Raw genomic sequence first — 10,036 nt, 5'->3', positions numbered from 1 at the left:
GCCCGGCTATCCCGGGGGGGCGGGTGGGGGGGGGGGGGGGTGGGGCCGCGTGGGGGTGGGGCCCCCGCGGGGGGGGGCGGCGGGGGGCGGCCGGCCCCCTCCGGGACTGTGCGGTCGGGTGCTACTGCTGGGTGTGCTTCACGTAGAGGCCGTGCAGGTCGTGGGCCAGTCGCCGCAGTCCCTGCACGTCGCCTCGCCGCAGCATCTTCTTTCCGTGGGTCTGCAGCAGCATGATGAGAAAGTAGAAAGCGCCGAGGTCTTCCCCGTGTTTCTCCACGAATTCCGTCCGCTGCTTGAGCAGGTAGCTCCGGGAGTTCTGCGCTTTCACTTCGTGTCGCGTCAGCGGACGGCTTGCGTTGCTCACGCCGACTCACGTCCCCGCAGGTCGTGAATGTTGGACACGGGGGAAACGTAGCCGCTTTCCGGCTTGCTGTGAAGTCCGGGCGGGGCGGCGGGCATGGGCGGGATCTGCTGCGGGTTCTTCTTCCGCTGCTTTTCCAGCTCCCTTTCCTTCCGCTCTTTCACCGTGTTCGCGCAATTCTCGTCGAACGCGCGGCGGCTGTAGGCGGCGGCTTCAAGGTCGGCGGCCAGGTTTTTGGCGTCCTTCAGCACCTTCCGCAGGGACTTTTCCACCGGCCTTGCGCGGATTTTGGCGTGCCAGAACCGGTCGCCTTCCAGGTGGGTGCCGCGCAGGTGGACGCTGGTCTCGTCGGTCAGGGTGGCCAGGTGGCGCTCAGTGTCGCGTACCACCCGCTGGATGTCGGCGAGGTAGCGGGCGGTAGCGGCGGCGTTGGCCGCCACGTCCTGCAGCGGGCTGTGGACGTTCTGCCCGGGCGGCCGGCCCTGCGGGGCCGTTCCGGGGCGCTGCTCGGGCTGGTGATTCACGGGGTCGACCTCCAGAAGAGACAGGCGTCATGGGTTGGTCTGGACTGCTTCCGGCAGTCGCGGCGAGGGCCGGTCCGGCGGGTGCCGGGCCGGCCTTCACCGGTGGTGCCGGAGAGGGGGTTTCAGGACTTCGGACCGGCTTCCTCCTCGTCCTCTTCGTCCGCGTTCGCAGGCTTGTCGGAGTTGCTGGATTCCGCCTCTCCGGTCTTCCTGGCGGCCTGGTTGGCGTCGCTCTCCTCGCGCGACATCAGCTCGCCCCAGGTGCGGCGGACCCGCTCCTCGCCGCCGACGAACCCGGCCTCGCGGAAGTCCGCGACGGCCTGCCGGTAGGACGTGGGCGGGTCGTCGCGGTAGCGCAGGTGCCGCAGGACGACGAGCAGCTGCGCGTCGGTGAGGCGCTCGCCGGTCTCGGGAACCGGCACGCCCGCGACGGCTGCGACCTCCTGGAGCGTCACGGTCGTCTTCGGCGCCGCCGACGGCGTGACGGGCCCCACCGTGGCGGCGCCGTCCGTGCCGGTTTCCGTCACAGGCGCCGTGCCGGGCGCCGGGTTCGTCTCGCCGCCCGTGACGGAATCCGTCGCGGGCAGCGTGACGGCGGCGGCGTCCGTGCCCGTGACGGTTTCGGCCGGGTGCGACGGTCCGGTAGGCGGCAGGGCGCTGACCTGCGTGACAACGCTCCCGGGGGCCGGGGCGGGGCCGTGACGGGGCGCCGGTTCCGTCACGGAAGGCGTCCCGAACGGTGCGACGGACTCGCCACTGTGCGCCCCCGGTTCGAGCGCGGGCGTGACGGACGCGGTCAGTTCCGGGGCGGCCGGTGTGACGGGCAGGCCGAACATCGTGGCCAGGGCCGTGTCGGCTCCCTCGCCCAGCCGGTCGCGCTGCACGCTCACCAGGCCGGCGCCCAGGTCGGCGTCGCCGACGCCGACCTTGCGCACCAGCCGCCACGAGGCGAGCTCCGACATCGTGCGGTACCAGCCCCAGGGGTGACCGTTCGCCAGCGCCCGCCGCACCGCCAGGCGCTGCATGGTGCTCGCGTTGCGGCGCCGGGCCTCGGCGTCGACGCCGGTGCAGAAGATGACGACCCGGCGGGCGATCAGGCCCAGGCCCTCGGAGGCCGCGATCATTGCGAGTGGCGTGACGGCGTAGACCATCCGCTCCTCGCCCGTGTCGGCGACGACCGCGCCGGTCGCGGCGGCGACCATGGGCAGCAGCCACAAGCCCAGGCGGACCATGCGGGGGGAGGACTGCCCCAGCAGGGTCACCAGGACCATGACCAGGGCCAGGATGAGCGTGCCGCCCTCGCCGGCCACCACGACGCCCAGCGCGGTGGCGTTGCGGGGGAACTCGGCTCGGATGTTGGTGAACGTGCCCCAAGCGCCCACACCGCCGACGACGAGCATCGGCACGGTGGCGGCGATCAGGATGCCGGTGCGCAGGCCGCCCAGCTCCCGGGTGGGCGGGGCGGCGTCCTTCTTCTTGGTGGGCTCGGTGATGTCCATGGTCTGCACGGGGTCCTCTTTCAACGGGGTCAGATGGTCTGGGAGTCGCCGGCCAGGCGGGCGACCTCGGTCAGGCGTTCGCGCTGCTGCTCGATCCCGGCGGTGAGCGCGCGGACCGTCGGAGTCTCGTGCTGCCAGGACGAAGCCCGGGGCGCGTAGTCCTCGGGCCAGTGGATGCTCCAGCCCGAGGCATCCAGACCGAGCTCCTTCGCGACCGTGGCCAGGTCCAGCTCGTGCTCCTCACCGCCGTAGCGGCGCTGTTCGGCGGCGAGCAGGGACAGCTCCTCGGCCACCGCGTCCCACGCCGTGGCCGCCGCAAGAGCGGAGCGCTCGGCCTCGGTGAGCCGGAGCAGCTGCGCACGCCACATGCCGTCACGGGTGTGGCGGAACGCCTCGAACGTCTCGCGCAACGCGTTCTGAGCGGTCTGCCACGCCTGCCACAGCGGGACGGCCCGGCGCAGCACCGGCGCGGCCTGGATCCGCAGCCGCCCCTGCGACCACAGCGACTCGGCCACGCTGTACTGGCTGTCCAGCTCGCGCTTCTGCTCCCAGGTCAGCGCCGGGTTGTCCCACGCCTCACGCGGCATCTCCGGCCGGCTCTCGTAGCCGGTGAAAGCCCGGAAGTAGAAGGTGGCCCTGCCGAACGCGGCGGGCTCGGCGCGCACGAAGTGGGGGTGGCAGTAGGGGGCGATAGCCGCGGCCGGGGACAGCTGCGGCTTCGCCGCCGCAGCCGCCAGGGCAGCGGCGGCGTCCCGGACGTCCTGCGGGAGCCGGCTGGTCTCGTCGAGGATCAGGCGCGGCAGGCGGCCATGGTCGTCGAGGGGGTGCAGCAGCGGGATCGTGTGCGTCATCGCGGTCCTCCATGGGGTCGACCCGGGTTTCCTGCCCGGGCGCGGCGGTACAGCAGGGCCGGCGGCCCGTCAGGCGGGCCGCCGGTTCGCGCAGGTGCGGACGGGTGAACAGGAACCGCGCTCCCGGCGGACGGGAGCCGGTGGAGCGGGCCAGAGGGCTCCCGGGGCTCCCCGCCGTCCCCCGCCGCGGGGGCGGGGGACGACGGGCAACTCGGGGAGAGTGCGGAGGGGGAGGCGCCGGTCAGGCGGCCTGCGTCGCCTCGGCGTCCCGCGGCCCGTAGGTGCGGGCGAATCGGGCGGCGGCGGCAAGCAGGTCCGTGATGTCCTGCTGGGTGCGGTGCAGACGCTCCGCCCACGACGTGGCGAGGGCCTGGTCGTGCCCGGTGAGGGCACGGACCAGGAGGTTCAGGACCTCGAAGGCGACGTAGCGGGTGTCGCCGTCGCCGTCCTCGCCGTGCGCCACGTGCTCCAGAGCCACCGACAGGGTGCGCGGGGCGGTGGCGGTGGCGGTGATCTCGTCGCGGACCGCGAGGAGCACCTCGCGGAGCATGTCCTCGATGCGCATCGCCTCGATCGCGGGCAGTTCCGTGCTCACGGACGAGGCGGAGGTGTAGGTCCGCGCCCAGCCGTCGCCCTCCAGCAGGTCGGTCGCCGCCTCCAGGTGGCGGGCGACCGACTCACCGGTCGACTCCTCACCCGAGGCGCCGGTCCACACCGGGCGGTAGGCGTCCTTGGCGAGCTCGGCGGCCCGGACGAGGACCTCGTCGGTGAACACGGTGGTGGCGGTGATGGTGTTGATGGTCATGCTGTTCCCTCCGTGGGAGCGAAGCCGCCCCCGCCGGACGGCGGGGGCGGGCGGGTCAGTTCTGGTTGAGCTGGTTGAGGTACGCGGCCTGGAGAGTCGAGAACGACTCGTACAGCCGCGCCCCGGTCTGGCAGGCCGGGCCGGGGGCGGTGATCGTGCAGGCCGTGCAGGTGGCGGCGTGCCGGCGGTAGGCGGTGTCGGCGGCTATGTACCGGCGGTACAGGTCATTCGTATGGCGGGCGGTCACTTCTGGTGGTTCTCCGACCGCTTGTTCGCTTCGGCGACCTTCCTGGACAGTTCCGCAGCCTCGGCGTCGGTCACGGTGCTCACTCCCCCCGGACCGATCCGGCGCCGGTCATCGTCAGGAACTCGGGGCGCTGGTGGCCCGGGTGCATCTGGCCCAGGGTGCGCCGGGCCGGGTGACCGGCCTTTCGGGCGCGGTGGTCACCGTCGGCCACCAGGTGCTTCACGAGCTGGTGGAACCGGGCCTCGGGCTCGTAGCCCTTGGTGTCGTCCTCACGCTCGATGTCGTCGACGATCCCGGTCCGCGGTGCGGTACGTGTCATGCTGTTCTGCATCAGGTCCTCCAGTCAGGTCCTGGACAGCCCCGGATGGTCTCAAGTCACCGGGGCTGTCGTGCTGTTCAGGCTGTCCGCGTCGTACGAGCAGCCGCGGCCCCGGTCATCCCTTGCGATCGGGATGGCCGGGGCCGTGGCGGTTCGTGCGGTGGGTTCAGCGCGCGGGGCGCTGAGGGTGGAGCGTCTTGAGCGGGACCGGCGGGGCGCCCAGCGGGGCGCCACCGGCGGGCATCTGGCCGCGGCGGTTGTCCGTGTCCCGGACAGCGGACTCGGTCGACGCCCACTGCTGCTTGCGCAGGAGCCACTCGGGCCGGCCGTCGCCGGGCTGGGCGACCTTGGTCGTCTGCTTCCGCGCGGCGATCTGGCTGACGGCCGGAGCGACCGAGGCCCTGGGCTTGCGCCGTACGGTGGTCCGGCGGCGGTGACCGGTCTCCGCGTGACCGTCCTCCAAGCGCTCCTGCCACTGCCTGATCGTGACGTCGACCGTGACCAGGCGGTTGCTGCCCAAGCGGCAGGGGACGGCGGCGGCGTTGCCCGCACAGCCGGAGTCGTGCGGAACCAACTTGGGCTTCTTGGTCAGGAGGCCGGTGATCGGCACCCACGTCTCACAGTCGGGGCAGACCAGGGACGCGCAGGCGGGGCGCAGGTCGAACTGCTGGGGCCTGAGGGCGGAGAGGGCAAGTGCCGGGCGGGCGCTGACGGTGCGGGACCGGGTCCGGCTCAGACGGGGACGGGCGGTGCGCTCAAGGGTCGAAGACATCTGGACTCCTCATGGGCGGAGTGGCAAGGGGCGCGTCGCGATGCTCTCTCCGCCCTCCAGGCCGCACAGCGCGAGGCCGGCGTCCCGTAAGGACAGACAGCGCACAGCGCTGCGACGTGACGCCGTTGTCGTGCCGTCAGGCTCCGGGGGAGTTCGATGGTGCTCTCGCGCCCTGGGTGACCCCGAGGACTACCCCGGCCGCCCCGAGGGGCGGACGACAACTGCGGTGGCACTCACTCGGTGTTCCGAAACAGTCACCGAGGTCTTACATGCATCAGGTTGCATCAGGTACCCTCAGGTGTCAAGCGGTATAGTGATGGAACCAGATGGAAATGAAGGAGGCGAACTAGATGCCCGAGACACCCCGAGCCGACAATCGGCCGCCGTACGCACGCATCGCGGGCCACTACCGCGACCTGATCAGCTCCGGGGAACTCTCGCCGGGGGACCTTCTCCCCAGCATCAAGTCGCTGGCCGCCGAGTGGGGGGTCAGCACCGCAACTGCAGACCGGGCAATGAGGCTGCTGCGCGAAGAGAAGTTGGTGCAGGGCATCCCCGGCGTCGGCACTGAGGTGCTGACCCGCCGCATTTCACTGTCCTCCGGAGCAGAGCGCCACGACCGCAGCGGCAGAACGCAGTCGTCATGGGGAGTAGGCGAGAGCTCATCCGGCCACGTCGCCGGCATAGTCGAAGCTCCTGAGGATGTCGCCCACGCGCTGGGCATCTCGCCTGGGGCTGACGCTATTCGTCGCTGCCGCGTCTACCGAGATGGTCACGGAATCGTGTCCCACTCAACGTCGTGGATCCCGGCGGAGTTCGCCAGGATCGTCCCCGAGCTAGCTCGGAGCGACCGGCTCAAGGGTGGTGTGTCACTAGACCTGATCGCCAGAGCAACTGGGCGCCGAGTCGTGAAACGAGAGGATGAGGAGACGGCCCGCATCGCCACACTCCAAGACCTCGAGCTGCTGGAACTGGAGCCTGGCACCGTTGCAGCGATCCTCGTACTGACCGCCCGCTTCCTGGACGCGGACGGCGAACTGCTGGAGTACGGCGTGGACCTGGGGGCACCCGGCCGCACCCGGCGGACCGTGTCGGAGGTGCTTTGATGACCGCACGCGACACCGCTCCTCGCGCGATCCTGATGGCTGGTCTCCAGGGCTCAGGCAAGACAACACTTGCCCGCACTCTAGAGCGCACCGGGTTCCGTCGGCTCTGCCCTGACGAGGAGATGTTCCGGCGCTACGGCCACTACGGCAGAGACTTCCCCCGCGGCGAATTCAAGGTCAGAGAGGCTCCCGTTCTCGCGGACACTGCTCTTGAACTGCAGGATCTTCTAGCCAAAGGCGAGGACACGGTGCTCGACCACGGTCTCTGGACTCCGGAGGAGCGGGCCCAGTGGGGGGCACTCGTGGCAGAGGCTGGCGGCATGCCTGTCTTGATCTACCTACCGGCACCACACGAGCTGCGATGGGACCGGATTCGACGACGCAACGAACAGTCCCTGATGGACGCGAACAGCATCGAGTTCAGCGAGCAGGATCTCCTTCGTCATGCGGGGCGCTTCTTCCCGCCGACCGAGAACGAGCCTCACCTCCTCTACGCCGGCCTTCCGGAATCCATACTTGCCGAACTCCGCCTCACGCGGAGGGCAGGTGTGGGTGGAGCAGAACAGTAGCCAGCGGGCCCTCACCATCTGGATAGCGTGGGATCACCTCTGGCCCTACGCAGCCAGAGCCCCAGATCCGTGTTCGACACGTTGTCACCTGCCTTCACTCTGAGGCAGATCGTGGGAGTAGGGTGTCCCCGAACCTGATCTACAAAGCAAAAAAAGCCCTCAGGACCTTAGGCAAGTCCGGAGGGCTCTCGACCGGAGTGAACCGGTCCGGCGAACCACCTTTACCAGGAAGGAGGTCGCGTGATGCAGGGTACCCGTACCCGCTCGCGAGCACACACCACCCCGCCGTTGCAGCGATGCTCTCGTATCGCTCCGGCGGATTTCTCCCGCGTACGTGGCCTTCTCCCCACCGGAACCTTCCGCGGTCACGCCGTCCAAGCCGGTTCTGACGACTTCCGCGCTGGCAGGCGTCGCGGGCACCACTCTGCCCGGGAGGCCAGATCGTAGTAGTCACGTGATGCGCGGCGGCGCCCTCTCCGGGCCCAGGGCCGCCGGGACGCTCAGTCTCCGAAGCGTTAGCGCGCTTCGCTGAGCGCCCCCTCGTCACCGACCAGGGTTAGCGGCCCTAGTCGAAGGGGTTGTCCGGACCGGTTAGCAGCCGACCGAACACTCGTACTGGTTCTCCCAGAACCACGAAGCACCTACCGGGGCTTCGCTATGCCGTTTTGGCGATGCCTCCACGACAGGAGCCATTGTGCAGGACTGCTTTGCCGTTTTCCAGCCCAGCTACGCCCGCCTGATCCTTTTTAGCCCGGTCTGGGCATTGCCATCTGAAGCACTCCACCCGCGATCCCCGTACCTGCCGGTCATCAAGAGCGCCTGGTGACTGCCGTAGGGGCGAGGGGCTGTGCCCGTTCGGTGGTCGAGTCCATCAACGACGTCGTCGACGACTCGGTCAGCGACCAGCCCGTCCCAGACCGCGAGGCTCTGGTACGGCGTCAGCGGGTGCGTGTGCCGATGCGGTTGGTGTGGACGGCGTCCTATCAGGACGTGGCGCTGTCGGCGTACGTGAAGGTGAAGGCGTTGGGAGCGAGGCCGGAGGGCTGTCAGGCGCGGACGGCGACGATCGCTTCGTACCTGGGGCTGTCGGCGGCGTCGGTGGAGCGGGGGATGTCGCAGTTGCGCCGTCCGGGGCCTGACGGTGTGGTGGAGCTGTTCACGCAGCGTCGGACGCTGCCGGGTGGCCGGGGGCAGTCTGCGGTGCGAACGGTGCGGGCGATGTCGCGGACAGAGTCGTTCGTCTGGCTGCCGGTTGCGGCTGCGGAGGACCTGACGCCTCGGCAGCTGCGGGTGTTCGCGCTGGTGGCGTACGCACAGGTGCGGGGGATCGCGCTGACGGAAGCGGAGATCTCTTCCTACCTTCTGCACCACTCGGGGGCCAAGGCTGGGCAGGCGGTGTCCGTGACAGCGGCGTCGGCGGTGGTGGACGAAGTGGAGGCGTCGCGCTGGATGACGGTGCGGCGCCGGGAGGGGGCGCAGGGCCGGAACCTGTACATCGCACACGACCTTCCTCCGGAGGCCCGGCCGGGGGTTGCGGATCGCGTTCGCCATGCTGGTCCGGAGGCCCCTGAGGCGGCTGTGGGAAACGGTTCTGAGCGGGCGGGCAGTTCCCTGGTTGGTGAGGGATCGGGTTCTCCGGATGGTGAGGGATCCCTCACGAATAAGGAATCACCTAGGACTGACTCACCTGAGGACGGGCGAGCGCTCTTCTCATCCGCCGTAGGCGAGGTACAGGTAGGTATGGGTGCTGAGCCTGTGGAAAACCCGGCCGGTGAGGACGCTGGAGCTAGTCGGGGAGAAGGTGGTCTCGCGCTTCGCGCGGGTGCGAAGAGCAAGCTCTCGTCGACGAACCCGGTAGTGCAAGAGCGCAGCAACGGGCCGGGATCCGGCTGCGGTTTGTCGGCGTACACCGGTCCACAGCTGGCCATGAGCGCAAAGGTCTACGCCGTCCTGGAGCCGGTGCACCACCTCCTGGCCCAGGTGACCAGCGCGTTCGTCGCCCGAAAGATCGCTCGCGAGGTCGGCCGCCAGATCGCCACCGGTACCTGTGCCGAGCGTCTCCAGCACCGGCTGACCACCAGGCTGGCCGGGACGATGTCGGATGAAATCCGTGACCCGGGCCGGTGGCTGCTCGGGGCGGCTCTGCCCCGCTGGGGCTGCGGCTACGACGACTGCGAGTCCGGCACGATCTGGCGTACCGGTACGGCCTGCGAGCTGTGCGCCGAGATCGTCCAGGACAAGGCCGCCGACCGCGAACGTACCCGCCGTACCGCCGCCGGACTGTGCCTGGAGCACGGCACCGGACCGGATCCGTCCGGCCGTTGCGCCGACTGCGACCTCAAGACCGCGGCCACCCGGCCCACCGCCATCCCGGTCCAGCGGTCTGCGGAGAGTCCGGAGCGGGGCACGTGTGGCGAGTGCGGGTGCCGGATCTTCATGACCGGCCGCGCCCTGGCCGACAGTCTGTGCAAGCCCTGCCGCGAGGAGCTCCACCCGGACACCACGTCCGCGCCACGGGCAGTTGCGGTCCTTGCGGCGCCCGCTCAGCCCCGTAACGGGTCGCGCGCGCAGGTCGATTCGGTCGAGGAGTCCGGCCCGGGGACCTGCCAGGGCCTGGAGGCAGACGTGCCGTGCACGCGCGAGGCCCTGCCCTTGCGCCGGTTCTGCCGACGGCACGTGGTCCAGGGGATCGCCGGGGTGGTGGCCTGATGAGCAGCACCCCGCAGCCCTCCGGCGTCGACCTCGCCCGCCAAGCCCTCCTCGCCGCCCGCGAAGCCGCGAAAGAACGGGGCACCCACCGGCAGAAGCCGAAACGGCGGACCACCACCGTGGCCCGTGACGGTGGCGCCCCGCTCGATATCAGCCGTGCGATCGGCATGATGATGACCGAACGCGGCCTGGTCGCCCCGGCTGCCGGCGGCAGCGTCCTGGCCCAATGAGAGACCATCATCACCACAGCCGCGCCCGAGCTCGCCGGGCACGT

11 protein-coding genes are annotated in these 10,036 nt (G+C 70.3%); 4 read left to right on the top strand and 7 right to left on the bottom strand.

Going from position 1 to position 10,036, the window contains the following annotated elements; translation table 11 throughout:
* Window positions 1-360: 360 nt before the first annotated feature.
* The 7 genes from ABT129_RS31465 to ABT129_RS31435 all read right to left on the bottom strand — a co-directional run bounded on the left by ABT129_RS31465 (window position 361) and on the right by ABT129_RS31435 (window position 5,378).
* The gene (locus tag ABT129_RS31465; RefSeq protein ID WP_351908399.1) at window positions 361-885 is read right to left on the bottom strand and encodes a hypothetical protein; all 525 of its coding nucleotides are present in this window, start codon (window positions 883-885) and stop codon (window positions 361-363) included.
* A 122-nt stretch (window positions 886-1,007) separates the two neighbouring features.
* The gene (locus ABT129_RS31460; RefSeq protein ID WP_351908401.1) at window positions 1,008-2,384 is read right to left on the bottom strand and encodes a hypothetical protein; all 1,377 of its coding nucleotides are present in this window, start codon (window positions 2,382-2,384) and stop codon (window positions 1,008-1,010) included.
* Window positions 2,385-2,413: 29 nt separating this feature from the next.
* On the bottom strand, window positions 2,414-3,235 hold the full coding sequence (locus ABT129_RS31455) for a hypothetical protein (protein ID WP_351908397.1): 822 nt from the start codon (window positions 3,233-3,235) through the stop codon (window positions 2,414-2,416).
* 241 nt (window positions 3,236-3,476) lie between these two features.
* Entirely contained in the window at window positions 3,477-4,040 is a 564-nt protein-coding gene (locus ABT129_RS31450) for a DUF6197 family protein (RefSeq protein WP_351908395.1), read from the bottom strand.
* Between the two features lie 55 nt (window positions 4,041-4,095).
* A complete protein-coding gene (locus ABT129_RS31445; protein WP_351908393.1) occupies window positions 4,096-4,287 on the bottom strand; it encodes a hypothetical protein in 192 nt (63 codons plus the stop codon).
* A gap of 79 nt (window positions 4,288-4,366) precedes the next feature.
* Window positions 4,367-4,606, bottom strand: a complete 240-nt coding sequence (locus tag ABT129_RS31440; protein WP_351908391.1) for a hypothetical protein — start codon at window positions 4,604-4,606, stop codon at window positions 4,367-4,369.
* 166 nt (window positions 4,607-4,772) lie between these two features.
* Complete coding sequence (locus tag ABT129_RS31435) at window positions 4,773-5,378, bottom strand: hypothetical protein (RefSeq protein ID WP_351908389.1); 606 nt, start codon at window positions 5,376-5,378, stop codon at window positions 4,773-4,775.
* A gap of 350 nt (window positions 5,379-5,728) precedes the next feature.
* Between ABT129_RS31435 and ABT129_RS31430 the strand changes: the two genes are divergently transcribed.
* The 4 genes from ABT129_RS31430 to ABT129_RS31415 all read left to right on the top strand — a co-directional run bounded on the left by ABT129_RS31430 (window position 5,729) and on the right by ABT129_RS31415 (window position 9,992).
* The gene (locus tag ABT129_RS31430; RefSeq protein ID WP_351908387.1) at window positions 5,729-6,484 is read left to right on the top strand and encodes a GntR family transcriptional regulator; all 756 of its coding nucleotides are present in this window, start codon (window positions 5,729-5,731) and stop codon (window positions 6,482-6,484) included.
* Window positions 6,484-7,053 carry a P-loop nucleotide/nucleoside kinase family protein gene (locus ABT129_RS31425; RefSeq protein WP_351908385.1) on the top strand — a complete coding sequence of 190 codons (570 nt, stop codon included), beginning with the start codon at window positions 6,484-6,486 and terminating at the stop codon, window positions 7,051-7,053. The genes ABT129_RS31430 and ABT129_RS31425 overlap by 1 nt, the downstream gene beginning before the upstream one ends.
* An 858-nt stretch (window positions 7,054-7,911) precedes the next feature.
* Window positions 7,912-9,762: a hypothetical protein gene (locus ABT129_RS31420; RefSeq protein ID WP_351908383.1), complete on the top strand. Its 1,851-nt coding sequence runs from the start codon at window positions 7,912-7,914 to the stop codon at window positions 9,760-9,762.
* On the top strand, window positions 9,762-9,992 hold the full coding sequence (locus ABT129_RS31415) for a hypothetical protein (RefSeq protein ID WP_351908381.1): 231 nt from the start codon (window positions 9,762-9,764) through the stop codon (window positions 9,990-9,992). Before ABT129_RS31420 ends, ABT129_RS31415 begins: the two co-directional genes overlap by 1 nt.
* Window positions 9,993-10,036 lie beyond the last annotated feature (44 nt).

Origin of the sequence: Streptomyces sp. NPDC002057 (assembly GCF_040296665.1) — a bacterium.
Lineage (GTDB): Bacteria > Actinomycetota > Actinomycetes > Streptomycetales > Streptomycetaceae > Streptomyces.
Note: the sequence above shows the minus strand (reverse complement) of the source record. Positions and strands in the feature narration are given on the sequence as shown.

Bases quoted from the DNA above. Each gene is read 5' to 3' on its own strand.
- ABT129_RS31440 (WP_351908391.1), bottom strand. From the start codon at position 4,606: ATGACACGTACCGCACCGCGGACCGGGATCGTCGACGACATCGAGCGT.
- ABT129_RS31455 (WP_351908397.1), bottom strand. From the start codon at position 3,235: ATGACGCACACGATCCCGCTGCTGCACCCCCTCGACGACCATGGCCGC.
- ABT129_RS31415 (WP_351908381.1), top strand. From the start codon at position 9,762: ATGAGCAGCACCCCGCAGCCCTCCGGCGTCGACCTCGCCCGCCAAGCC.
- ABT129_RS31450 (WP_351908395.1), bottom strand. From the start codon at position 4,040: ATGACCATCAACACCATCACCGCCACCACCGTGTTCACCGACGAGGTC.
- ABT129_RS31425 (WP_351908385.1), top strand. From the start codon at position 6,484: ATGACCGCACGCGACACCGCTCCTCGCGCGATCCTGATGGCTGGTCTC.
- ABT129_RS31435 (WP_351908389.1), bottom strand. From the start codon at position 5,378: ATGTCTTCGACCCTTGAGCGCACCGCCCGTCCCCGTCTGAGCCGGACC.
- ABT129_RS31430 (WP_351908387.1), top strand. From the start codon at position 5,729: ATGCCCGAGACACCCCGAGCCGACAATCGGCCGCCGTACGCACGCATC.
- ABT129_RS31460 (WP_351908401.1), bottom strand. From the start codon at position 2,384: ATGGACATCACCGAGCCCACCAAGAAGAAGGACGCCGCCCCGCCCACC.